Origin of the sequence: Mycobacterium sherrisii (assembly GCF_002102355.1) — a bacterium.
Classification (GTDB): domain Bacteria; phylum Actinomycetota; class Actinomycetes; order Mycobacteriales; family Mycobacteriaceae; genus Mycobacterium; species Mycobacterium sherrisii.
On the sequence record NZ_LQPT01000120.1, the window covers coordinates 1 to 24,319 of the forward strand.

At 67.9% G+C, this 24,319-nt stretch carries 22 protein-coding genes; 5 read left to right on the forward strand and 17 right to left on the reverse strand.

Going from position 1 to position 24,319, the window contains the following annotated elements; translation table 11 throughout:
- The 6 genes from AWC25_RS25070 to AWC25_RS25095 form a co-directional block, all read right to left on the reverse strand.
- Positions 1-1,077: PPE family protein (locus AWC25_RS25070; RefSeq protein ID WP_085168094.1), on the reverse strand; the 1,077-nt coding region annotated here is incomplete at its 3' end.
- 256 nt (positions 1,078-1,333) lie between these two features.
- Positions 1,334-2,323, reverse strand: a complete 990-nt coding sequence (locus tag AWC25_RS25075) for an alpha/beta fold hydrolase (protein ID WP_069400107.1) — start codon at positions 2,321-2,323, stop codon at positions 1,334-1,336.
- A 48-nt stretch (positions 2,324-2,371) separates the two neighbouring features.
- On the reverse strand, positions 2,372-2,890 hold the full coding sequence (locus tag AWC25_RS25080) for a lipoprotein LpqH (RefSeq protein ID WP_085168070.1): 519 nt from the start codon (positions 2,888-2,890) through the stop codon (positions 2,372-2,374).
- Positions 2,891-2,984: 94 nt separating this feature from the next.
- A complete protein-coding gene (locus tag AWC25_RS25085) occupies positions 2,985-3,734 on the reverse strand; it encodes a hypothetical protein (RefSeq protein ID WP_085168072.1) in 750 nt (249 codons plus the stop codon).
- Positions 3,731-4,609 carry an LLM class F420-dependent oxidoreductase gene (locus tag AWC25_RS25090; protein WP_069400104.1) on the reverse strand — a complete coding sequence of 293 codons (879 nt, stop codon included), beginning with the start codon at positions 4,607-4,609 and terminating at the stop codon, positions 3,731-3,733. The genes AWC25_RS25085 and AWC25_RS25090 overlap by 4 nt, the downstream gene beginning before the upstream one ends.
- Positions 4,606-5,388 (reverse strand): SDR family NAD(P)-dependent oxidoreductase, encoded by a 783-nt coding sequence (locus AWC25_RS25095; protein ID WP_085168074.1) that lies wholly within the window; start codon positions 5,386-5,388, stop codon positions 4,606-4,608. Before AWC25_RS25095 ends, AWC25_RS25090 begins: the two co-directional genes overlap by 4 nt.
- A 59-nt stretch (positions 5,389-5,447) precedes the next feature.
- Here AWC25_RS25095 and AWC25_RS25100 point away from each other — a divergent pair, with 59 nt between their 5' ends.
- Positions 5,448-6,008, forward strand: a complete 561-nt coding sequence (locus AWC25_RS25100) for a TetR/AcrR family transcriptional regulator C-terminal domain-containing protein (RefSeq protein ID WP_232326977.1) — start codon at positions 5,448-5,450, stop codon at positions 6,006-6,008.
- 9 nt (positions 6,009-6,017) lie between these two features.
- On the opposite strand, the gene AWC25_RS25105 is transcribed toward AWC25_RS25100, so the two are convergent.
- Positions 6,018-6,851: an alpha/beta hydrolase gene (locus tag AWC25_RS25105; RefSeq protein WP_069400101.1), complete on the reverse strand. Its 834-nt coding sequence runs from the start codon at positions 6,849-6,851 to the stop codon at positions 6,018-6,020.
- Positions 6,852-6,922: 71 nt separating this feature from the next.
- On the opposite strand from AWC25_RS25105, the gene AWC25_RS25110 reads away from it, so the two are divergent.
- Positions 6,923-7,807 carry a 5'-methylthioadenosine/S-adenosylhomocysteine nucleosidase family protein gene (locus tag AWC25_RS25110; protein WP_084229289.1) on the forward strand — a complete coding sequence of 295 codons (885 nt, stop codon included), beginning with the start codon at positions 6,923-6,925 and terminating at the stop codon, positions 7,805-7,807.
- 2 nt (positions 7,808-7,809) lie between these two features.
- Here the strand turns inward: AWC25_RS25110 and AWC25_RS25115 are convergent, their stop codons facing one another.
- From AWC25_RS25115 to AWC25_RS25145, 7 genes are all read right to left on the reverse strand, one after another.
- On the reverse strand, positions 7,810-8,664 hold the full coding sequence (locus tag AWC25_RS25115; protein WP_069400100.1) for a sulfurtransferase: 855 nt from the start codon (positions 8,662-8,664) through the stop codon (positions 7,810-7,812).
- A gap of 147 nt (positions 8,665-8,811) precedes the next feature.
- Entirely contained in the window at positions 8,812-9,948 is a 1,137-nt protein-coding gene (locus tag AWC25_RS25120) for a glycosyltransferase (protein WP_085168076.1), read from the reverse strand.
- Between the two features lie 80 nt (positions 9,949-10,028).
- A complete protein-coding gene (gene budA, locus AWC25_RS25125; RefSeq protein ID WP_084229288.1) occupies positions 10,029-10,820 on the reverse strand; it encodes an acetolactate decarboxylase in 792 nt (263 codons plus the stop codon).
- Positions 10,821-10,829: 9 nt separating this feature from the next.
- A complete protein-coding gene (gene alsS / locus AWC25_RS25130) occupies positions 10,830-12,509 on the reverse strand; it encodes an acetolactate synthase AlsS (protein WP_069400176.1) in 1,680 nt (559 codons plus the stop codon).
- A gap of 213 nt (positions 12,510-12,722) precedes the next feature.
- On the reverse strand, positions 12,723-13,871 hold the full coding sequence (locus tag AWC25_RS25135; protein ID WP_085168078.1) for an AAA family ATPase: 1,149 nt from the start codon (positions 13,869-13,871) through the stop codon (positions 12,723-12,725).
- Positions 13,872-13,907: 36 nt separating this feature from the next.
- Entirely contained in the window at positions 13,908-15,497 is a 1,590-nt protein-coding gene (locus tag AWC25_RS25140) for a Na+/H+ antiporter (RefSeq protein WP_085168080.1), read from the reverse strand.
- A gap of 90 nt (positions 15,498-15,587) precedes the next feature.
- Positions 15,588-16,664 carry a DUF5685 family protein gene (locus AWC25_RS25145; RefSeq protein ID WP_085168082.1) on the reverse strand — a complete coding sequence of 359 codons (1,077 nt, stop codon included), beginning with the start codon at positions 16,662-16,664 and terminating at the stop codon, positions 15,588-15,590.
- A gap of 144 nt (positions 16,665-16,808) precedes the next feature.
- Here AWC25_RS25145 and AWC25_RS25150 point away from each other — a divergent pair, with 144 nt between their 5' ends.
- Both AWC25_RS25150 and AWC25_RS25155 read left to right on the forward strand, forming a co-directional pair.
- Entirely contained in the window at positions 16,809-17,243 is a 435-nt protein-coding gene (locus AWC25_RS25150; protein ID WP_085168096.1) for a protease inhibitor I42 family protein, read from the forward strand.
- Positions 17,244-17,306: 63 nt separating this feature from the next.
- Positions 17,307-17,786 carry a hypothetical protein gene (locus AWC25_RS25155; RefSeq protein WP_069400095.1) on the forward strand — a complete coding sequence of 160 codons (480 nt, stop codon included), beginning with the start codon at positions 17,307-17,309 and terminating at the stop codon, positions 17,784-17,786.
- Here AWC25_RS25155 and AWC25_RS25160 read toward each other — a convergent pair.
- The 3 genes from AWC25_RS25160 to AWC25_RS25170 form a co-directional block, all read right to left on the reverse strand.
- Complete coding sequence (locus tag AWC25_RS25160; RefSeq protein WP_069400174.1) at positions 17,783-18,796, reverse strand: TIGR03617 family F420-dependent LLM class oxidoreductase; 1,014 nt, start codon at positions 18,794-18,796, stop codon at positions 17,783-17,785. The two genes, AWC25_RS25155 and AWC25_RS25160, sit on opposite strands and share 4 nt — an antisense overlap.
- 10 nt (positions 18,797-18,806) lie before the next feature.
- Positions 18,807-21,071 (reverse strand): putative bifunctional diguanylate cyclase/phosphodiesterase, encoded by a 2,265-nt coding sequence (locus AWC25_RS25165; protein WP_158089787.1) that lies wholly within the window; start codon positions 21,069-21,071, stop codon positions 18,807-18,809.
- A gap of 196 nt (positions 21,072-21,267) precedes the next feature.
- Complete coding sequence (locus tag AWC25_RS25170) at positions 21,268-22,644, reverse strand: FAD-binding oxidoreductase (RefSeq protein WP_085168086.1); 1,377 nt, start codon at positions 22,642-22,644, stop codon at positions 21,268-21,270.
- Between the two features lie 102 nt (positions 22,645-22,746).
- Here AWC25_RS25170 and AWC25_RS25175 point away from each other — a divergent pair, with 102 nt between their 5' ends.
- A complete protein-coding gene (locus AWC25_RS25175; protein ID WP_244899608.1) occupies positions 22,747-24,168 on the forward strand; it encodes a serine/threonine-protein kinase in 1,422 nt (473 codons plus the stop codon).
- The last annotated feature ends 151 nt before the right edge of the window (positions 24,169-24,319 follow it).

The following is a 24,319-nucleotide window of genomic DNA, read 5'->3' on the forward strand; positions in this document are numbered from 1 at the left end:
CGTTGGGGTCGGGGCGGGGACGGGGCCGGGCGCCGCCGGCGGTGCCGGGACAGCCACACTCGGCGATGCCGGCGCGGTGACGGCAGCGGCGTGCGGAGCGGGAAAAACCGGAGCCGGCGCTACCCCGGGTGGAACCGGTTGCGGGAGGCCGGCCAAACCCGCCAGCCCGGCGGTGCTCGCCGCGGCGGCGGGCACCGCCGCGAGCGGGGCGGCCAGCCCCAGGGCGTACACCGGGTTGCTGAGCAGGAAGGAGGGGATCAGGAAGGGATCGTAGAGCACCAGCCAGATCAGGTACATGGTGCGGTGGATGACGAATTGGACGCCCAGGTAAAGAACCGTCTCGAGTAGTTGTACGGGGTTACCCGCATAGTTGGCCAGCATCGCTTCCAGGCGCGGAATGAACATCGTCAAGCTCGGGTGCACCGACGGAGACGTCGGCGAGAACGGATTGAACGGGAACAAATCGTTGAGCAGCTCTTCGAGATTGGTGGGCAGGTGAGTGCCCATCGGTCCGGTGGGATCGTTGCCCATTCCCATGCCCGAGTTCATGATCTGCGGAGCCGCGGTGGTTTGTGGGGCAGTCGCCACCGCGGCGGTTGCGACTGATTGGTAGACGGTCATCGTCGTGGCAGCCTGAACCCACATGCGCGCATAGTCCGCTTCGTTGACCGCGATCGGGATCGTATTGATACCAAAGAAATTCGTCGCCACCAGCGCCGCGTGGGTGGCATGGTTGGCCGCTAGTTCCCCCAGCGTCGGCATGGCGGCCAGCGCGGCCGTGGAGGCGGCGGCCGCGGTCTGAAGGCGCTCGGCCATTGCGGCGCTGTCGATGCCGGCTTGCTGCAACCATGCGAGGTATGGTGCATGCGCGGCGACGTATTGCGCCGCACTCGGTCCCTCCCACGCCGCCTGTGTGGCGCCCAGCAATGCGGTGAGTTCGCTTGCTGCCGAGACATATTCAGCGCTCAGTGAGCTCCACCCGCCCGCGGCGGCCGTCAAGGGTCCGGGGCCGGGTCCGTCGGACAGCAGCGCTGCATGTACCTCTGGAGGAAAGGCCATCCAGATTGGCGCGGTCACGGTTGGCCCCGTACATCCACATCTGGCTTCCTTCGGAAAGCAGCTATCGCAAGCTCCTTTCGGCGAAGCGTCACGGACCCAGGGCGCTTGGTAATCGGTCCGTTGCCGCGAGCTTAAGCGATCGTGAACCCTAGAAATAGATGCATTAGTGTCTTATGCGGATTCGCACAGGTACCCAGCAGCTAGTCCCGCGTCGATCGTGAAGATACTGTCACTTTCGACGCCCAGCGTGACGATAGCTTCACGCTCGAGCGGTCTACGAGGTGCTTTGGTCCACCAGCACCGCGCCGTCGGGCTGATTGCCGAGCGTGCTCAGTGAAATGTCCTCTTCTTGGACGGTCAGCAGCACAATTTGGGCCAATTGCCGGGGAGCGTCGCATTGCACGTAGTGATCGGCGCCCGGCACCACCCAGTAGCGGTTCCGGCCGGGCTTGGCCTTGAGGTAGGTCTGCCAAACATAGTTCGGGACGCGCAGCGGCGCGACAGTGTCGTGCAGTCCCCACGCCACCGTGGTATTCACGTGGCTGACCGAAAGCTCTTGGAGCCAATTGGTTTCGTCGGCGGCGCGTTCGTTCAGGTACTGGATCGTGTCGGGCAACACCCGGATTCCATCGTTGTGGGCAAAGCACTTCGCCAGCGCGTCGATCTCGGGGTCGGTCAATTTCCTTCTCGGCATGAAGGTGCTGGCTCCCATGCCGGCCGCCAGGGTCTCGGGCGTGGTCGCTTCCGCGGTGGCCCGTCCGGTCTCCGGGTCGAGCAGCGCGGTTTGGAACAGCGTCAGATTCGCCAGCGGCAGGTAGATGTTGGCGTTGGTCAAGATCAGGTCGAGAGGAGCTACCGGCGGGTCCAGCGCCGCCAACATGCCCAGCGCGATCATCCCGACACTGCTGCCGCGATCGTGGGTGAGCATCCGGAATTCGCTCAGCTTCCACACCTCGGTGATGGCGTGCACGAGCAGACGCGCATCGTCGTACAACGAATAGACGTACGGCTGGGGTGGTTTGTCCGACAAGCCGTAACCCGGAAAGTCCAACAGGTACATGTCGAAATCGTCAGCGAGCTCGTGGGTTAAGTCGAAGAAGTCGATACTCGAGGTTGGGAAACCGTGCACGAGCACGAGGGGCGGAGCGCCGGGCGTCCCACAGCGGCGACTGAACACCCCGACTTCTTGCCCATCGTTGGCGGCGGTCGTCGACCGCCAGCGCAGTTCGGTACTGAGGTTTTGCCATTCCGCGAAGATGTCCAAGCTGCCAGCATCGCAGAGGCGATCGCGGTTAGACAACCGGGCGCGCGCTCACGGGCACGTGACGTGTATCCCGAACGTGATCTGGCGCATACCGCTTTGGCCGGGTGCCGTCCCTTGGCCGGAGCCGGTGATCGTGTAACTGTTGGCGTCCTTGGTGACCAGCACCTGATTGGCCGCTTGGGTCGGCTGGTAGGGCAACTGGTATTGAGCATTTCCGTCCTTGAGCGAAACGGCGAAGCCGTCCACGCTGGGCGGTTTTTCGTCGGACAGGGCCAACGATACCGAGGCCGCATCGTCGTGCACGTTGATGCGTGTCGTCAGGTCACCCGACTCCGGGGGCGTGGCATGCGGATTGGCCGCCGTCGTGGTGCACTCGACCTTTGCGGTGATCGTGTGGGAGTGCTGATCCATCATGACGGTGGTGTGCGAGGTGGCCGGCGTCGTGCTGACCGGCGCGGTCTGGCCGCCACCGCCGCTCGAGCATCCCGACAGACCGATCACCAGCACAACCGTGCCGAGCCCGCCGATGCGGGGGTCGCGCCGCGGCCGGACATCCGGTTTCGTCATCGCACATCCTCCTAGTTGGTCACCAGGAATCTTTCCGGAAAGGCCGCTGCGTTTCCGCACCGGCCCGCGCTCACCGTAGCGGCCGAGGCCCTGCTCAGCGTGTGCCGGCGGAAGGCCAGACGTCCCAACTGATCATGCTGCGCAGCGGACCGGCGAAGACGGGGCGCACCACCCGGGAGCGCCAGCGCTGTTCGACGAGCGGGGCCAGCGCGGCGGTCGTGGCGAGGGGATCATCGTCGAGGTAGACGACGGTGATGTATTGGTGGTCGGTGCGCCACCCACGGGGCAGCCGGCTCCACCCGGCGCTGGAGCCGAAGGTCCACGCGCCGGCCGTGCCCGGGGTGGCAAGCAGCGCTGGAACGTGCTCGGCGTGCAGCCATTGCAGCCAGTCGTTGGGCCGGCCGTCGGCGGGTTCCTCGATGAGCAGCAGGATTCCGCGGTGCGGCCGAAACGGCACCACCTCTGCGGCGACGAGGGCGCGCGGCGCCGCGTGCCACTGCAGCAACCGGAGCCCCGCGATTTGCAGCAGCGGCCGGGTGACGGGGAAGCGGCCGTTGTCCCGCAGCGTGCGGCCGAGGGCGACGAAGTCGTCGAAGGTGTCTTCGACGGGGTCGCCGACCAGATAATGCACCAGGTTGCCGACGTCGCCCAACGGGCCGTCGGTCGCCAGACGATGGTCGCGATAGTCACCGTCGGCTATCCAGCGCAGGCCGTGCACGATGCCGGGCTGTTGGTATTGCTCCGGCATGTGGTCCAGCAGATGCCAACGCAGATAATCGTTTTCGGCGGGGTCCTGGTCGGCCGGTGCGGTGAGGCTGAAAATGCCCGCCTTGACCCTGTTCACGCCGGTGCCTGCCCGGTTGGGGTATGCAGCTCGGCCAGGGCATCCAGGTTTTCCAGGTAGTGCTGCACGGAATGGTGGTGGAACCAGGTGCTGACGATGGTGGCGCCGTGCGCGGCGGTGTCGGCGAGGATTTCGCGGGTGCGGTCGGGAGCGGTGATTGGGTCCAGCGGTGCCGGTGGCGGCAACACCACCTCAAAGCCGGGCGGAAGATCGAAGCGGCTCAACCACTCTCGCGCCTGCGGCAAGGTCACGTTGAACGGCGCCCAGCCGTCGGCCAGCGTGACGGCGCGCCGCAGTGATCGCAGCGTGCGTCCGCCGACCCAGATGGGAACGTGGTCCTGCACCGCGCACGGGTCGACGACCATGCCGTCGAAGGAATAGAACTCGCCGTGATAGGCCGGCTCGGCAACCGACAGGGATGCGCGCAGGGCGCGCAACGCGTCGTCGGCGCGCGCCCCACGGTCCTCGAACGGAACCCCGAGCAGGTCAAATTCTTCTTTCAGGCTGCCGACGCCGACGCCGAGAATGAGCCGACCGTTGCTGACCCTGTCCAGGGTGCCGTACCGCTTGGCGATTTCCAGCGGATGATGGTAGGCGAGCACCAACACGTTGGTGGCCAACCGGATTCGCGCAGTGTGGGCGGCCAGATACCCCAGCGTCGCCAGCGGATCCCAGTAGCGCATGCCGCGGCGCTGCTGTTCGGCGGCCGGTAGGGCGACGTGCTCGCTGCAGGTCAGGTGGTGATAGCCCAGCCGGTCCGCGGCCGCGGCGATCGTGGCCAGGTCCTCGACGGTGGCGTGCTGCTCCCACTCGGCGCTGGCCTGGGGCATGGTGATCACCACCGGAGTGGACACCGACAGCCGCACGGGGTTCATCCCTGCATGTACCCTCCGGCGTCGACAGGGATCGATTGCCCTGTGATGGTTCGGCTTTCGTCGCTGGCCAGGAACAGCGCCAGGTTCGCCACGTCGTCGGTCGACGAAATATCCTGCAACGCAACGTCCTTGAGCGCCTTCGCCCGCACGGCTGCGACGTCGACGCCCTGCTCCTCGGCGGTGCGCCGCAACCAGTTGCGCCACAAGTCGGTGTCGATGGCGCCGGGCACGATGCAGTTGCATCGGATGCCGTAGGGGCCCACTTCGAGCGCGACGGCTATGGTGAAGGCGCGCAGGGACGCCTTGGCCGTGACGTAGTGAGTCTTGCGGGGGATGCCCTGGTAGCCGGCGGTGGAGGAGAAGTTCAGGATCACGCCGTGGCGGCGGTGCAGCATCGACTGGTTGAGCACTTCGCGGGTGCACAGCATCGCGGCGGTGACGTCGACGGCCAGCGTGGTGTTCCAGTTGTCCAGCGTCTGCTCCCAGATCCACCGGTCCTGACCCGGTACCGCGGCGTTATTGCACAGGATGTCAACATGGCCGAACTCCGCGACCGCGCAACCGACCATCGCCGCGACGTCGTCTTCCCGTGTGACGTCGGCGCGCATAGCGATGGCGCCCGCCCCGGCCGCCGCGGCGGCCTGCCGGACCAGCTCCTCGCGGCGCGCCGCCAACAGCACCCGCGCGCCCTCGCGGGCAAAAACCGAGCCCAAGACGGGCCCCAGGCCGGTGCTGGCGCCGGTGATGATCGCCACTTTGCCCGCTAACCGGCCCGCCATTGGGCAGATATTACCCACCAGCGGTGATTCAGCCGGCCGATAGTGGGTAGGTGTTAACGGTGATCAACAACCAGGCCGACCTGGATCGCGACGAGGTGGTGGACGCCTTGCGCGATCTGGCGAAACGGGTGGGGGTACAGCGGGTGACGATGCGCGCGCTCTCGGCCCAACTCGGGGCTGCCGTGCCCTCGGTGTATCGGCACGTGCCCTGCAAGCAGGCCGCGCTGGAACTGGTTGCCGAGTCCGTGCTGGAGGAGATACCGACGTCGCAGGACGGGCCTTGGGATACCCGGCTCGTCGAGCTTTACAGCAATGCCCGGGAGTCGATTCTGGGCGTTCCCGGTGTCGCGAACATCCTGCAGGCCGGTCCGGAAAGCGAGCCCGCCCGTCGGCTCGATCAATATAGCCGCGACCTGATCGCGCAGGCCGGGCTGACGAAATCCCGTGCGGCGGCGGCTCATACGGTGTTGTGCACCTATCTGCTGGGCTCGGTGGCGCTGGAGGAAAGCCGTCCGGCTGACGAGGCACCCCGAGCCCGTCGGCAGACCGCGGCGCAATTCCGCGCCGGACTGGACGTGATCGTCGCCGGAATCAGATCGTCCGGACAGGGCGACGTCTGAACCGACCGGTCACATCGCATCCATCGTGTGTCCCGAAGCGCCGGGCTCGCGTTGCGCCACAGTGGTTTTCAGCCAATCGTGAATCCGTTCGGCAACCAGACGCCAGCCGGGCTCGACCATCATGTTGTGGCCCATGCCGGGGAAAATCTCTGCGGTGGTGCCGTAGGCCCGGGCGGTGGCGTGGACTTCGCGCTGCGTGAAACACCCGTCATCCTCGGCGCCCAATACCAACACCGGAATGTCGATTCGATCGGGCCTGGGCAGGTGCAAAATCAACATGTCGAAGAACCATTTCCCGACATATTCGGCCTGCAGGTGCGCGGTGTAGCGCTCCACGTCGTTGCGGGGGGTGGATGGCGAATAGAAATGTTGGCGGGCAAGTTCGGGTGTGCCGCCCAAGCCCTGTAATGACTTGGTAGTCAAAAAAGTACGCAGGTTGTACCAGGGATGCTCGCGGAACCGGTGGGCCATGAATTCGGCGACCCCGCGCGGCGGCACGGACGCGAGTAACACCGCGGCGGGAGCGTCGTGCGATTCCAGATACTTCTGCACCACGAAGCCGCCCAACGAATGACCGATCACGATCGGCGGCGTCCGCAGGCTCTTGGCGACGGAGTCCACGTCGTCGACATAATCGGCGATCGAACAGAAGTGGTTCCGCTTGGGGCCCGTGCTCTTTCCGTGGCCACGCAGGCTGACCGCCAGAGCGCGATAACCCTTTTCGGCGAAGAAGTCCAAAAAGTACTCGTCCCAATACCACGCACCGTGCCAGGCGCCGTGCACAAAGAGTAGCGGCGGTTTGGCGGAATCGCGGCCCGGATTCTTGTCGATCACTTCCAGCATGGACTGACTCCTTTGTCGCGCCCGAGATTAACGGCTAAATCGACGAAACGAGGGCAAAAAGGCGATAATGGTTGAGCGCCGCCGACCCCGAGGAAGTGGTCATCGTGCCGGTGGATTCAACCGAACAGCGCACGCTGGTCTTGACGGCCTTCCCGGTCGAGGCGGATGCCGTGTTGACGCACACCGTGCTGGACCCCGATCCGGTGGTGGCCGTCGACCATCGCCGTTTCTATCTGGGCGCGATCCGCGGCAAGAAAGTCATCGTCGCGATGACCGGCATCGGCCTGGTGAACGCCGCTGACGCCGCCGAAACCGCATTCGCCTACCTCGCCAGTAGCATTGCCGCCGTGGTGTTTTCGGGTGTCGCGGGCGGCGCCGGGCGCACCGGCATCGCCGACGTGGCGGTGCCCGCGCGCTGGACCTTGGACGGCGGCGTGACCTTCAGCCCGGTCGACCCCGCCATGTTGGCCGTCGCCGCGACCCTGTCGGTGACACTGCGCAGCACCCGGGCGATGCGGCACGAGCCGCAACTGGTGGTCGGTGGCGACGGCTGCAGTTACGACAACAACAACGGGCGGGCATTCCCGTGTATCCCGCACGGCGGCGGCGTGTTCGGTTGTCAGCCGCGAACCGCGCCCGACCGCTCCTTCTTCTACACCGGCAACTTCTGGCAGACGGTGTGGCCGTGGCTGCGGCACGGCCTGATCAATAACGCCAAGATCATCTCGGCCGCGGACCCGGCGTTCGACGCGACGGACAGCGAGAGCGCGGCGGTGCAGGCGGTCGCGGAGGCTTACGGGGCGCCGTTCCTCGCCGTGCGGGGCATCTCCGACGGGCCGGGCGATCCGCTTCGACTGCCCGGCTTCCCGTTTCAGTTCTTCGTCTACCACCGCGTCGCCGCGGTCAACGCCGCGCGGGTCACCGCGGAGTTACTGGGCCGCTGGCCCGGCGCGTGAGGCTATTCCGGTCCGCGCGCCACGGGGTGATTCGGATCCGACGACCATTCCGACCACGACCCCGGATACAGCGCCGCCTGACGCCCCGCCGCCGCGAGGGCCGCGATCGCGATCGCGGCGGTGACACCCGAGCCGCAGTAGGCGCCCAACGGGCCCGAATCGTCGATGCCGCGGTCGGACAGCTGCCGGGCGAGCTCGTCGTCGCCGAGGAAGGTACCCTCGGCGGTCAAAACGGAGCCGCTGGGCAGGTTGCGTGCGCCCGGAATGTGACCCGCGACCGGGTCGACGGGTTCGGTGTCGCCGCGGTAGCGCTCGGGCGCCCGCGCGTCGAGCAATGTCATCGACCCGGCGCCGACTTGCTCGGCGGTCAGGGTGGGGCGAGCACCGTTGTACAGATCGTGTTGCGGCACAGTCACATTCCCCGGATCCGGGGTGACCTGTCCCGTCTCGAGCGGCAACCCTGCCGACCGCCACGCGCCCAGGCCGCCGTCCAGGATGCGGACGTTGGGCAGCCCGGCCGCCGTCAACACCCACCACGCACGGGCCGAGCCGGCGCGATTCCCGTCGTCATAGACCACGATCGCCGAATCTTGACGAACGCCCCACCGGCGGGCGGCGGCCTGCAGGCTGGGGCCCGAGGGCAGCGGGTGCCGGCCGCGTCCGGTGACGGTGTGATCGCTGAGCTCGTCGTCGAGGGACACATACACCGCGCCGGGCAGGTGACCTTCCAGGTACGCCGCGCGCCCGTCGGGCTGGTCGAGCCGCCACCGGACGTCCAAAATGCGCGGTGGGCTGCCGGTGCCGATCAGGCCGGACAACTCGCCGGTGGTGATCAGAACCTGGTCGCGGGGTTTCACTGGTACGCCTCCTCCTGGTCTGCCGCGAGCCTAGTCGCCGACGCAAAGGAGCCGACGTCAGCAAACGTGGGTGTACTCGGTGAGGCGATAGCCGAGCACACACGGAGTCGGTGCGGGCGCAAAGTTTTCCGGCCTCCGGCTGCTGGCTCAGGCGGTGTGCTCGTCGCGGGGAACGTTCGCCACGGGCCCCAACGTGGCCAGCATGCCCGCCGCCGCGCGCTGCCAGGTGAAGTTCTCCGCCCGGCGCCGCGCGCAGGTCCGGCGGTGAAATTCGGGAAGGCTGATCACAGTGCCGACCGCCTCGGCGATGGCCTCCGGATTGTTGTCGGCCGACGCGCCGCTGCCCGGGGTGATGATCTCGGTCAGCGCCGAGGTGCGCGACACCACGGCGGGCGTCCCACACGCCAGCGATTCCAGCGCGGCCAGCCCGAACGTTTCGTGCGGCCCCGGCGCCAGGGTGACATCGGCGGCCGCCAACAGCTCGGCGACGGTGTGCCGATTGGAGATGAAGCCGGTGAAGTCGATCGGCAGTCCGGTGGCCTGTCGTTGCAGCTTCGCCCGGAGCGGACCCTCGCCGACGACGACGAGGCGGGCGTTGACGCCGGAGTCGCACAGCGCCGCCAGGGCATCGATGCTGCGATCCGCCCGCTTCTCGACCGACAGGCGGCCGCAGTGGACCAGCAACAGCTGCTGGGGGGTGGCCCACCGCCCGCGGACCAGCGGCGAGTGCCGGCTCGGATGAAACGTGTTCAGGTCCACACCGAGGGGCACCGTCACGACGTTCGTCGCACCGATCCGGTCGAATTCCTCCCGCGCGAATCCGGTGGTGCACACCACGGTGTCGTAATCGGCGGCGGTGCGACCGTTGGCGAAGTCGGCGAGGCTGCGTGCCGGCCGGCGCGGAAGCACTTGCCCGGCAAGACGATCCAGCCGCTCGTGGGAGATCATCACCGTCGTGGCGCCATGGCGGCGACCCCACCGCCCCAGCGATCGCAGCGTGAGCCGATCCGAAACCTCCAGGGAGTCGGGTTGCAGTCCCTCCAGCAGCGCCTTGACGGGGCCGGGCATCACCGCCCGGTATCCGCCGGTGAACGGAATCTGCCAGGCGAGCAAGGTGATTCGAACCACACCGGTCGGCAGCAGGGTGCGTTCGGCGCGGGAACCGGGCACGACGAGAAACACATCGTGCCCGCGGGCGCAGTATTCGGCGCCCAGCCGATCGATCGCGGTGCGAAGGCCGCCGGACCGCGGGCCGTAGAAGTTGGCGACCTGGACAACACGCATGACCTGAGGACACGCGGTGCTTGTGTGCAGTCAACGAGGAGGGACTGACGCATGCCTGAACAGTCCGTGAATTCCGTTTGCTAGCGGGCGCCCTCGGCCTTGTCGATCTGCTCGGACACGTCATCGCCGGCCAGACGGGCGTCCAGAAATGCTCCCGAGGTCGGCAGGCTCAAATGCAGTTGTGAGGCACCGCTGACCGCGACCACGCCCTCGTCGAGGGTGAAATCGAGGACATGGCCGCCACCGGTGCGTTCGCTGTTGAGGAAGTGCAGGTGATATCCCGCCACGGAAATGCCCTGCTGGAACTGCGGAGTGCGGAACCCGACCAGGACACCGGAGACGTCGGAGAATCGGGTTTCGGCCTGGCCTTCGGTGGCCTCGGTCAGCGGCGGGTAGGGCTGATGCTGCTCCATCACCGTGCGGGTGTGCAGCTCCCGGAACCGCCCGGAGATCCGAATCGCGTAAATGAGGTTGACGCTTTCGATCTGACGGTCGATCGCGCCGAGCACCTCCGAGCGGCCGGCGGTGTTGCAGATGTGGATGTCGAAATCGGTGCGAAAACGGGTCACCGCCGCGAACGGGCTGCGATCGGTTGACGCTGCGCGCGTGGCGGTTCCGTCCGAACGCAACCGGTAACACACACCGTCGAGGATGACCATCTCGCCGTCGAGATGGTTGAACGTCCCCAGCCCGAAGTCGCCGTGGCGCAGGATGTCGGCGACGGTGACATCGCCGTCGTAGACGCCGTCCAGCAGCGCGCCGATCGTCGAGAACTGGTACACCTCGTCGTCGTGCGCCGCCTCCCGTTGGTGTTCCAGAAGTGTTGTGGCCCAATGCCTGAAGTGCTCGTATGTGTTCGATTTGGTGCTCATCTGGCCTTCTTACTCGAAAGCGTCGTCGTGCAGGTGCGCGGCGAGCTCGGTGTTGCGGTGGTAGTCCACGGGCACGTCGATCAGCGACGGGCCGTCTTCGGCGAGGGCTTGACGGAGCGTGGTGCGGAACTCGTCGAGGGTCTTGACGCGGTAGCCGCGGGCGCCGAACGCCGCTGCGTAGGACACGACGTCATAGTCGCCCAGCTGCACCCCGGACTTGCGTCCGTACTTCAGGACTTCCTGGAAGCCCACCATGTCATAGCCGTTGTCGCGGAAGATGATATGCGTGAAGTTCAGTCCGAGGCGGGTTGCGGTTTCGAGTTCTTGGGCCGAGAAAAGGAATCCGCCGTCGCCGGAGACCGACACCACGGGCGTGGCGGGCCGGGCCAGGCACGCGGCGATCGCCCAGGGCAGCGCGACGCCCAGTGTTTGTTGGCCATTGGAGAACAACAGTCGCCTCGGCTCGTAGACGCGGAAATGGCGGGCCATGAAAATGTAGACCGAGCCCACGTCGCAGGCGATTGTGGCCTCGTCGTCGAGTTCGTCGCGCAGCGCCAACACCACGGCGACGGGGTTGAGGCCCGGCCCGTCGGGCACGTGTGCACATTCGGCGATATCGATGTCGCGCAGCGCTTTTCGCTGTCGGGCGATCTCGTCGCGGTAGCCATCGGTCAGGGCGAGGCCGGCGAGCTCGGTCGTCAGCGCGGTCAGGCTCGCCGCGACGGCGCCGAGCAGCTCGACCGTCGGCTGATAGTGGTTGTCGATGTCGGCGGGCACCGCGTCCAGGTGCACGATGGTGCGTTCGGCGTTGTTGTTCCACAGCACCGGGTCGTATTCGACCGCGTCGTATCCGACGGTGATCAACGCGTCGGCGTGCGCGAGGATGACGTCGCCGGGTTGATTGCGGAACAGGCCGACGCGGCCCAGGAAGTTGTCTTCCAGCGCGCGCGATATCACCCCGGCGCCCTGAAAGGTTTCCACGACCGGCAGGCCGGTGGCGGCCACCAGCGCGCGTAGTGCTTGGGTGCTGGCCGGGTCGGCGCCGCGGATGCCGACCAGCAATGCGGGGCGGTGCGCGTTGCGGATCAGCTCGCCGGCATGGCGGACGGCCTGCGCGGGGGCGCTGGCCAGCGGCGGGATCGGCGTCGGGCCGGTGATGCCCGCGGTGGTCGAGGCGGTCAGCACGTCGAGGGGCAGCACCACGGCGGCGGCCCCGCGCGGCTCGCCGACCGCGGCGCGGAAGGCGGCGACGACGGCCTCGGCGACGTTGTCCGGGTCGTTGACCTCGCCGGTGAATTTGGTGACCGTGCGCAGCAGCGCCGCGGCGTCCATGGACTGATGGGTGCGCTTGAGCCGGTCCTTGCGACCGACGGCCCCGCACAATGCGACGACGGGGTCCTGCTCGGTGTTCGCGGTCAGCAGGCCGGTCACCAGGTTGGTGGTGCCCGGACCCGATGTCACCAGCACTACCCCCGGCGTGCCGGTGAGGCGGCCGATCGCCCCGGCGATGAACGCCGCGTTCTGCTCGTGCCGGCAGACCACCAATTGCGGGCCACCGTCGAGCAGCGCGTCGTAGACCGCGTCGATCTTGGCGCCGGGCACCCCGAAGACGTATTGGACCCCCTGCGCCGACACCACATCCACGACCTTCTGCGCGCTACGCACCGCCGGGTCGGGGTTCGTGGACACCAACGGTTACCTTTCTGGCCGGTGGCCGGGTGGACTCTCGCCTACCAGCATGCTCCAACCGCCTCGCCGGCGCAGCGCGTCGAGTGTGCGTTTACGGCGTCGGGTGTGCGCTTGCGGCGTCGACACGCCGCGGCACGCCGCCCAGGACGCACACGCAAGACCGAGGATGCACACGCGACGGGCCGGGCCGCCGCGAATGCACACTCGATACGGTCAGCGTTTGCCCCAGTCCCAGCGCGGCGTGCTCAGCAAATCCTGGCCGGTGATGCGGGTTTCGCCCCAATCCTTGTAGAGCTCAACCTCGACGGCCCCTGCAGACTGTTCCAGCAGTGAGCGGGAATGCGTGACGACGACCAGCTGCGTCCGGGCGGCCGCGGCGCGGATCAGCGAGGCCAGCGGGCGCACCAGGTCGGGGTGCAGCGAGGTCTCCGGCTCGTTGAGCACCATCAGCGAGGGCGCGTCGGGGCTCAGTAGCGCGGCGGCCCACAGCAGGAATCGCAGTGTGCCGTCGGATAATTCGGCCGCCCGCAAGGGCCGCAGCATCCCGCGCTGATGCAACTGCAGGTCGAACAGGCCATCGTGAATGGCGACCGACACCGTGGCGCCGTCGAAGGCCTCGGCCACGACCCGGCTCAGGTCGTCGGATCCCGACTCGAGAATCGTCTGGACCGCGGCGGCCAGGTCGCTGCCGTCGTCGGCGAGCACCGGCGTGCGGGTGCCGACCTGGGGCCGTCGCGCCGGTGCGCCGCCGTCGACACGGAAGCCGTCGTAGAAACGCCAGCCGCGCAACCGTTCCCGCACCGCGGCGACTTCGGGCAGTGCATGCGGGTGGGCATACTCGGCCAGGACGCTGCGGTACAGCGGCAGCGACCGGGACAGCTCGGTAAAACCGTTGTCCGCGTTGACGGCTTCGGCGAACGCCCGCGACCGCCGCACCAGCGTCGCGCTGGGCCGCAGCACCGGGCCCGCGAACACCACCTCGCGCTTGATCTCCGGGTCGCGCACGAATACCGATGGTCCCGCCGACTGCGGCATGCCCAAATCGACGAGATAGCCGAAATCGTCTGCGGCGAAGCCCATTTCAAGGGATATCGGCCGGGTTCGTACCGTGCCCTCGACGGTCTGGGATCGCCGGGCGCCCTTCAGTTGCTCGGGCCCGGCCCACAACACCGACTGCAAACCGCCTTCGCGGGCCAGTGAGCCGATGACCTCGCCGCGGCCGCAGTCGGCCAACAGCCGCAGCGCCCGGTACAGCGACGACTTGCCCACGCCGTTGGCGCCGGTGATGATCGACAGCTGGCGTAGCGGCAGGATGACTTCACGCAGCGACCGGTATCCGCGGACAGCGACCGTTTGCAACATGCGGCCGACTGTACGACCCGCCGCCGACGCCGGGCGTTAGCTGTCGACCTCGGCGAGCAACTGCACCTCTTCCAGATCCATCTCGGCCTGCAGCTCGCGCAACACCATGTCGTCGATGACCTTCTGATTGCGCAGCGTGGTGATGGCCCGGCGTTTGTGGTCCAGCACGCCCAGCCGCACCCGTCGCACCAGCTCGTCGCGCTTGGCCAGGTCGTTGGTGGACGACCCGTCGTCGCTTTCCGTCACGATCGCGGCGCGTTCGTCGTACTCCTTTTGCAAGCGGCCCAACATTTTTGGGCTGGCGCCCAGCTCGCCGGCCACCACGGGCAGCGCCTCGAGTGCGGCCTTGGCCGCGACGCTGCGGGCCAGTTGCAGCTCCTCGGCGTACGCGGTGTCTTCGGGCATGCGCGCCCAGCGGACGACCGCGGGCAGCGAGATGCCCTGAACCAGGACGGTCGTCAGGATGACGACCACCACGATGAAGATGAGCAGGCTGCGGTCGGGGAACGGCGCGCCGCTCAGCGTGGTCGTCGGGACGGCGAGCGCCGCGGCCAGCGATACGGCGCCGCGGAATCCGGCCCAGGCGGTGACGAAGCGCTGCCGCCAGGGGAGTCGACGCTCCCGCTGCACCTCTCGGCGGTCGAGCACCCGCAGCAGCAGGGTGGTGATCTCGCCCCAGAAAATCCGGGAGCCGATGACGACACCGGTGACGGCCAGGGCGAGGAAAAGGCCGTGGCGCAGTCCGCCGTCAACGTCGTTGGTGGCGCGCACCGCGGCGGGGATCTGCACCCCGACGAACACCCATAGCGAGCCGTTGATGAGGAACGTGGCCATGTCCCAGAACCCGTAGGACAGCAGCCGGGAGCGGGCACGGATCACCAGCGGCCCGGCGTAGGCGAGGACCAGCGCCGACACCAGCACCGCGACCACCCCGCTGCAGCCCATCGCCTCGGCGAGCAAGAACGCCGCGAACGGCGTCAGCAGGCTCATGGCTCCCTCTTCTTGCGGCGCGTCGATTCGCTTGCGCGCCAACGTCACCAGACCGCCGACCAGCAGGCCGGCCGCGATCCCGCCGACGTAGGAGCCGATGAATCGCAGCACCAGATCGGGCGGGGTGATCTCGGCGCCGCCGATCGCGACGTGGACGGTCACGCCGAACAGCACCAGCGCCGTCCCGTCGTTGATCAGACTTTCGGCGCGCAGCACGGTCAGGGTGCGGCGGGGCAACTTTTTCGCGAGGCCGGCCACGGCGGCGGCGTCGGTGGGGGAGAGCACCGCGCCCAGGACCGCCGCCGCGTGCGGTTCCATGCCCAGCGCGCGCGCCGTCCAGGCCACGGCGACGGCGGTGACGATCACCAGGATGACGCTCAGGAAGATGATGATGCGCAGATTTGCTCGGACCTCACGCAGGCTGGTGCCCAGGCCTTCCCAATACAGAATCGCCGGCAAGAACAGCAACAGGACGAGCTCGCCGTTGATATGGATGTGGGCGAACGTGGGGATCAGCCCGAGCAGCGTGCCGAGGAAGATGAGCAGCACCGGCGGGCCCACGCGATAGCGTCGGCCCAGCACCGTTCCCACAATGACGACCGACACAAGCGCAACGATGATCTCGAGCCCAAACACGTGCCCATCCTGCCGTACGGCTCGGTTGCTGACCGCACCGGCCGAAGCGCGTCACAAAGATGTAATGCCGCAACGGGTTCGATGGGCGGGTCAGGTGCAGTCGCAGCAGTCTCCGCAGTCGCAGCAGCAGTCGCACCCGTCGCAGCAGCACACGCAGGCGCCGTCACCGCCGCCGCCCTTGGCCTTGCTGCCCGCGGCGGGCACCTCCTCGGGGTTGACCCCGCCCGCGTTGAGGTAGCCGCCGCCGGGTGACTGGGCGCCGAAGTTGATGGGTTCCTGCTGGCCGTGCGGGGTGCCGTTGCGGGCGGGGTGACCCGCCTTGGTGAAGGTGCGGGAGATCGCCCGGCGCACCTCGCGGGTGAGCAACCGACGGGCCAGCCGGCCGTCGCTGAAGTCGACCTCGGCCAGCGCCAACTCGATGCCCAGCGCCGCGTCGTCATACAGCAGCCGCGCCTGGGCGATCGGGGTTTCGGTGGCGGCCAACGGGTTCCATTTGCCACGGGCCAGGTCCTCGTCGTAGTCCTCGACCGCGTCGAGCACATGCGCGATCCGCCCGAACAGCTGACCGATCTCGCGCAGCGGTGCCTGGTTGTCCGACCGGCCCGCCAGCACGGCGGTGTGGGCGAAGGCCTGCGCGACGGCGGTCTCGGTGGGCTCGGTCACCGTCAGCAGCGAGCTGCCCGGTCCGGCCGACGCCTCGAGCTCGGCTTGCCGGTCCATCGCGGCGACCAGCACGCCGGTGTCGAAGCCCAGCGCGTGCCCGGCCTCGGTACCCTGGCGCACCCAGCGTTCGGCGAGGCGCCGCGCCGGCGGCCGCACGCCGGTCGCGCCGACCACACCGTCGTGGTCGTCGACGTGATCGCGAACCCGGGCGGCGGCCAGGGCCAGCGACACCACGGCGGCCAGCCGCGCACAGTCGCCGGTGGCGACCTCGGCGCGCCGCATGCCGCGCAGCGGGCACGGTCCGGCCTTACGGCGCGTTGGCTTCTCGGCCGCTTGTGCCTCGACCAGGAGCGAGACCACAAGGCCGTCATAGTTGGTGGCGATCCGCGCGGACTGGCCATAGTCGTCGCGCAGCGCCAGACACAATCCGCATAATTGTGCGGTCCAGGCTGCCGCGAGCTCGCCGCCGAGTCGATGACGGCAGGGCCGGATGATGCCGAACATGTCCAGAAGCTACCCGACCCACAGCAAACGCGCGCCGAAACGACGAGCTTGCTCACGCCCGTCGTCGGCGCGCCGCCGCTAACTGCCCACACCGGGACCGACGTGGGGTTATGGGCCCCGCCCATAATGGAGGTGATGACTATCGTGAAGATCAGGCTCGTCGTGACCGTCGCGATTCTCGTCTCGCCGATGCTGGTGGGGTGCCACTTCGCGAGCAGAAACCCGCCGACGTCAAAGACGCTGAGCGTGTCCATGGACCAGGTGCTCAAGCAGAGCAACATCACCCAGAACGTCACGCTGGCGGTGGGGAACACGCTGAAACTCGTGTTGGGCGCGAACTACAGCACGCCGTACCGCTGGTCGGTGGACGCGAAGATCCGCGACTCCTCCGTCATCGCGCAAAAGAGCCATCAGTACGTGCCGCCCACCAGCGACGCGCTGGGCGCACCCGGCACCGAAGTGTGGACGTTCACCGCGCTCAAGCCCGGCACGACGACGGTCTCGAACAACTATGCGAGCTTCGTCGGCAAGAACACCGCCCCGATGTGCCAGTACACCGCGATCGTGACGGTGCAGTAAAGGCAACGAGGGTTGTCGGCAGTCACATAGCGAAGCGGCAATGGCTCCCGCTAGCGTCTGGCTGTGCTTGGCTTGCTTCGTAATTGGGTGTGGCGCTCCAATGTACCCGCGCAGCTGCACGGCGAACTGGAGGCCGAGGGGTTGATCTTCTTGGCCGACAAGGTAAATGTGGTGCGCCATTTCAGTGGGCATGTGCCGGGCGTCTTTTCGGCCGCGGGCGTCGCCCACTACGTCGGCGCGTTTGCGTTGAGCGCCGCGCGGGTGGTCGCCACCTTCCCGCTGCGCAGGGATGCCAATCTGCGCTCGATCGATTGCTCGTGGGCAACTAACAAGGGCCCGGCCGCCGCGACCGTTACCCGCAAGGGCCTACTGATCGATATCGATCTGCGCGGCGTCGACAAGGCGTGCAGCGGATCGATGAAGCTGCATTACCGGCGGGAGGTGCCCGAGGTGGTGCTCGGTCAATTGCCGACCACCACGCTGCGTTTCCCGGTGGACCCGAACTTTGTGTACCGCGCCGCCGGGGTCCGCCCGACGCGTTAGCGGCTCAGCGTGCGGGCGACCTCGCCGTAACGGCGGAACCGCTCCTCGTCGCCCAGTGCGCTGTAAAGCGCGATGCGCGTGGCGATTCCGTCGTATTTCGTGCGCAGCGCGTCGGCCAGGCCGTCCCAGGTCGATTCGGTGGCGAACGCCGCGATGTGCTCGTCGCTGATCTGGGCCGCCATGCCCGGCAGGTCGCCGGCCTTCTGCCTCTCGCGGATCCGGGCGGTGGTGCCCTCGAATCCCGCCTCGTCCCAGATGAACGCGTAGTTCGGGGTGCTGCCGTAGAAGGCCATGCTGGCGCGCACCGTTTCGCGTTGGGTGTGCAGTTCTTCGTCGCTGTCGCCGACGATCGTCATCACCGGCACGATGACCGCGATGTCCGACGGTGTGCGCCCGGCCTTTTCCGCGCCGGCCGCGATGTTGGGCAGCACGTGCCGTTTCAGGTAGCCGAGCTCGCCGATGGGGTGGACGTGCACGCCGTCGGCCACTTCGCCGGCCATCCGCAGCATCCACGGATTGACCGCGGCCACATCGACTTTGGGATCGGGCGCGTCGATGGGGCCCGCGCTCCACTGCGGGGTGATGAAGTCGAGGTTGTAGAACTCGCCGTGGTAGTCCAGCGTCCCGGTGCGAAACGCCGAGAAACACGCCTTGACCGCCCGCACGTAGTCGCGCAGCCGCGGGCCGGGACGTTCGAACGCGACGCCGTAGCGGCGCACGACGTGGGTGCGGACCTGGGTGCCGAGCCCCAGCCGGAACTTGCCGCCGGTGGCCTCCTGCAGTTCCCACGCCGCGGCGGCGGTGACGAACGGACTGCGCGGGAAGGCGACGGCCACGCCGGTGGACAGCTCGAGCCCGGGGGCGGCCTGCGAGGCGACGGCGGCATCGAGGTAGGCGGTGCGGCCGGTCTCGGTGAACAGCAGCCCGGAGAATCCGGCGGCCTGGGTGCGCTGGGCGAGGCCGCCGATCTGCGCCAGCGGCTGCGGCACCGTCATCACGTCAATGTGCACGGCGCACACCTTAGTGCGTGGCCAGCGTGGCGTTCTGCGGTACGTGCGGAATGGCGGCGGCGGGCAGCGGGGGGCTGAAGAAGTTGCCCTGCACGGCGTCGCAACCATAGTCCTTGAGGCGGTGAGCAGTTTTGGCATCGCCGACGCCCTCGGCGACGGTGGCCAGGCCCAGCGTGGTGGTCAGCTCGATCACCGAGCGGGCGATGATGGCGGCGCGTTCGTCGTGCAGGATCGGCTCGATGACTTGGCGGTCGAGCTTGACGTCGTCGATGGGCAGTTCGCGCAGGTACGTCAGCGTGGCGTAGCCGCTGCCGAAGTCGTCGATCGCCACCCGAATCCCGGCCTCCCGCAAGCGATTGAGCACGGTGCGGGCCTTGGCAAGATCGGCGACCAACAGGTCCTCGGTGATTTCGACCGTGAGGCAACTGGCCGACATGCCGTGCGCGTCGAGCACCGCCAGGATGCGGTCGGGCAGTCCGTCTTCGTCGAGCGAGGGCGCCCACAGGTTGATCGCGACCGGGATTCCGGCGCCGGCCGCGTACCACTGGGCGGCGTCGGCCACCGCCTGCGACAGCACCAGGTCGGTGAGCGCGTCCATCAGGCCGTGATCGCGGACCAGCGGCAGGAATTCGCCTGGCTCCAACGTGCCGAGATCGGGGTGCTGCCAGCGCACCAGCGCCTCGGCGCCGCTGACGGCGCCGGTCAGCATGTCGAATTTGGGCTGGTACAGCAGCGTCAGCAGGCCGTGGTCGATGGCGCGGCGAAGTTCACCCAGCAGTTGCAGACGGGCCATGCTGGCATCGTGGGTCGGGTGTTTACCCAGCTTGGCACCCATATCGGGGGTGAAGGTCTGCACGGCGGTCGAACTCATCTGGCGGGCCCGGCTGCGCGCGGCGGTGGCCTGTGCGAGCAGCTCGCCCGGCTGCAGCGCCGGCCCGCCGTCCGTGGCGGCCGACGCCACCCCGATGTTGAGATGTACGTGCAGTTGGTGATTTTCGAGATCAAGAGCCTCGCTGAAGGCTCCGGCGAGGGCGCGGGCAACCTGGGCCGCGACTTCGAGACGATCCTCGATCAGGACGGCGAATTCGTCCCCGTTCATCCGGGCGACCGTGTCGGTGATGCGGACATTCGTGGAGAGCCGCTCGGCGACGCTGCGCAGCAACTCATCGCCGACGGCATAACCCAGGGTGTCGTTGACCATCTTGAAATCGCTGATATTAACCGCGATCACGCTGACCGGGACCCCATGATGAATGTGCAATCGGGCCGCGTGAGCCAGCCGATCGTTAAATAGCCTCTGATTTGCTAAACCCGTTAACGGATCCCGAAGGGTTGCATCCGAAAGCGCGGCGAGCAGGTGTTGTTTGCGGTCGAGCAGCAACAAATGGCGTGCGACGGTGGCAAGGAATAACACCACACACGCGGCGAAGATGAACGCCTCACTGCGGTCGCCCGGCCAGAAGTGCACGGCACCCACGGCGATCGCCAGCAGCACCGGCAAGTACGGCAGCCACAGCGACACCCGGGACAGCGGCTGGGAGAAACCGAGGTCGAGATCCGGGCCCGGCCGGGACGCGATCGCCGCCAGTGCGATGAAATACATGCCCGCGGCCCAGCCGAGCACGATCGCCGGGCCGGGCACCCGGTCGGGCTGGTTGTCGGACACGTGCAGTAGCCCGGTCGCCGCGATGACCGCCCAGCCCGCCGTCATGAAGGTCGGGGAGCGTCGGCGGTCCGGCTCGGATTTGCGCACCGTGATGATCGAGATGATGACGAGCCCGGCGTATACCGCCGTGGCGACGGCCAACATGATCTGCGGCAGGTTGACGATTTGCGCAGGTTGGCGGAAATGTCCGAGCACCAGGATGGCCAACACGATCAGGAGCGATGCGGCGACAAGGATGCCGTCGAGCAGCAGCCCGATGCCGAACCGCGAATCGTCGCGGCTCGGAATCGTCACGGCGGTCGCCAGCGCGCAGATGGGCAACACCACGTAGCCGATGTTTGCCGCCGAGACGCCTGTCGTCGGCGGGATGCCGCCCAGGGTGACGTACCACCACACCGCTTGGCCGGCCGTCCAGGCCGCCACCGCGATGCTCAACACCGTCCACGCGAGTCGCTGCCGACGCCGGGAGGACCGCGCGGCGTACACCGCGCAGCCGTTGGCGAACACGCTGATGAGCCAGAGCCCCACCGGGGCGGTCAGTGAGCGATCCGATGCGCCGCTTCGCGTGAACAGCAGCATGCCGAACACCAGCAATCCGACAGTCGCCAACACAACCGCCGCGGACCGGCGTCGTGTTAGTGAGAACATTTCGTGTCCTGTCGTATGCGGTTGTCGAATGCAGGATAAGGCACCGCGCGCGGCGGTGTGCTTGCTACAGCACCGCATTGTGTCTATTGCGCCGCGGTTTCCCGAAGCCCGCGCGCGATAGCGATTGGTTAATCCGATCCGACCCGTCGGGGGTTACTCATGGGGCGAAGACCACATCCGGGTTGAGAATTCCCGCCGGGTCGAAGCTTTGCTTGATGCGCCGCAGCAGCTCCACCTTGACGGGGTCTTCCAGCGCCCGCCAGTACGGGGCTTTGGCCCGCCCCAGGCCGTGCTCGCCGGAGATGGCGCCGCCCAATTCCATTGCGAGCGCGAAGATGTCGGTCATCAGCTTTTTGCGGGCCATTGGGTCGGCGCAGAAGATCGCCAGATGGACATTGCCGTCGCCGGCGTGCCCGCAACCCACGGCGCCCCCACCGGCCGCGGTCGCCAAACCCCGCACGGCGGCAAGGAATTTCGGCATGGCGCCGCGGGGTACCACGGTGTCGACAATGTCATCGGCGTGGGCGGCCTTCAGCGTCCAAAACGCGTTCTCCCGCGCCTCGATCAGCCTGCGGGCCGAACCGCCTTCCAACACGTAGACGTCGAGGGCGCCGAGTTCGCCGAGCAGCTCGCCGGCACGCTCGACGTCCTCGTCCAAGCGCTGCGCCGTGCGGTTCTCAAGTGCGACAACGAGATATGCCTGGCAACTGTCGCGGATTTGATCCGGGATGCCCAGTTCCAGGTTCTGGGTGTGGACCAGCGCCGCCATCGTCACGTTGTCGATGTATTCCAGGATGTAGGGGCCTAGCCCGCTGGCGATGATCAGCGGTACGGCCGCCATCACCTGGTCGAAATCGGCGAACGGGGCGAGCACGGTGGCGCTGTGGTCTAGCCGCGGATGCAGCTTGACGATCACCTCGGTGGCCAGGGCCAGGGTGCCCTCGGAGCCGACGATCAGCTGGGTCAGGTCGTAGCCCGTCGACACTTTGGCGATCTTGCCGCCGGTGCGGATGATCTCCCCGGTGGGCAGCACGGCCTGCAGGCCCAGCACGTTGTGTCGGGCGATGCCGTACTTGACGGCGCGCATGCCGCCGGCGTTGGTGCCGACGTTGCCGCCGACGCTGGACGACAGCTCGCCGGGGTGGACCATGTAGCGCAGCTGGTGCGGGGCGGTGGCGGCGTCCAGATCGACCAGCGTCACACCGGGCTGCACGACGGCGACCTGATTGGTGGTGTCGACCTCCAGCACGGCGTTCATCCGCTCGAAGGAGACGACCAGCCCGTCCCCGCGCGGCAACGCCGCGCCCGACAGGCCGGTCCCGGATCCGCGGGCTGTCACCGGAATCTGGTGCTGCGTGGCCACTTTCAACAGCGCCGCGACCTCCTCGGCGGTGGCGGGCTTGGCGACGTAGGCCGGCCGCTGTGGCGGATGCGTCAGCTCCTCGTCGTGCCCGTAGTCGTCGGGGATGGCGTCGCCGGTCAGCAGGTTGTGGCTGCCGACGATGTCTGCGAGCTGTGCGGTGATGTCGCCCATAAACGCACTGTAGAACTCCGTGAGCCGGCCCACGTTAAACGGACGCCGAAACCGGGAACCCGGCGGGCTGACGCTGTTCGTGTCGGTGAAAGGACTGCTCGAGTGTTCACTTCGCATCGCGCGCGCCTGGGTGCCCGCTTCGGGCCCTACGAGCTGCGTTCGTTGCTCGGCGCGGGTGACTCCAGCGAGGTGTTCGAGGCCTACGACACGGTTAACGATCGTTTTGTGGCGCTCAAGCTGGTGCGTGCCAAGACCGCCCGCAGTGCTGGTTTCCAGCAACGCTTTTGGCGCGATGTGGCGGCGGCGGCGCGGTTGTCGGAGCCGCACCTGGCGGCGATCCATGACTTCGGCGAGATCGACGGTGTGCCGTTCGTCGACATGCAGCTGGTGTCGGGCGCCAGCCTGCGGGACCGGCTGAGCGAGCGGGGCGCGCTGGACCCGTCGCGGGCGGTGTCGGTCGTCGGGCAGCTGGCGCGGGCGCTGGACGCCGCGCATGCGGCCGGGCTGGTGCATGGCGCGGTGTGCCCGGAGAACGTGTTGCTCACCGCCGACGACTGCGCGTACCTCGTCGACTTTGGCACCGCGTCGTCGGATGACCCGGCCTACCGGGCCCCGGAACGGTTCGGCGGCGGCCGCATCGGGCCGCAGGCCGACGTCTATTCGCTGGCGTGCGTGCTCTACGAGTGCCTCACCGGCCAACCGCCGTTCGAGGGCACCGAGCACGACGTGCGGGAGGCGCACCTGTTCTCGCCGGCGCCGCGGCCCAGCATCATGCGTCGCGGGATCGGGCGGGGGCTCGACGACGTCATCGCCGCCGCGATGGCCAAGCGGCCCGGCGCGCGGTACGGCTCGGCCGGTGCATTTGCCCGTGCGGCGATGGAAGTGGTGTCCCCGGCCTACGAGCCGGTGCCGGCCGCCGCCGATCCGCCGCTGCCGCGCACCCGGCCGTTCCCGGCGGTTCAAGCCGACCCCGACGATTCGGGGTTTCTCCCGCCCGTGGAGGCACCGCGGCCGCGTCGGGTGGTGCCTGGCCCGGCCATGTTGGGCGTGGTGGCCGTCCTCGTGTTGCTCGCCGGTGTGATCGCGGCGGCGGTCTCGGTGTTCGGCGGCAACGGCGGGACGCCGTCTGCGACGCCCACGGCCGAGCCGTCGTCACCGGCGAACCTGCCGCCGCCGAAGACGCCGACTTTGTCCGCGCCCGTGCGGGGCGCCGACGGGCTGGGCTTCGTCGGGGAGACGGCCCGCTGCGACCCCGCCAATCCGCCGGCCGCCGTGGTGCGCACCGCCAAGTCGTTGGCGGTGATCTGTGAAAACCTCAGCGGCACTTACTATTACCGTGGTGAACGGATCCGAGACGGCGCCCACATCGAACTGTCGAACGCCGAGCGTGTCGCCGACGGGTTCGACGTCACCAACCCCGTGGACGGCGTACGGTATGAGATCCGTCGGGACCGGCTGCGCATCCTCAGCGGCAGTCACGTCGATTCGTCGGAGCCGGTGCTGCAGTACGCGACGGCCGCGTAAGGTTTACGGCTGGCCACCGGGCCTTTCCGGTCAAAGCTGTTGGTCCGCAGGGCCTTTCGCGTGGTCCGAATTCGCCGGCCGATTTGACCGGCAGTCGAACGTATGTTCTAATGGGTGTCCGGACCCGGCCCGTCGACAGCGGGCGACGTTC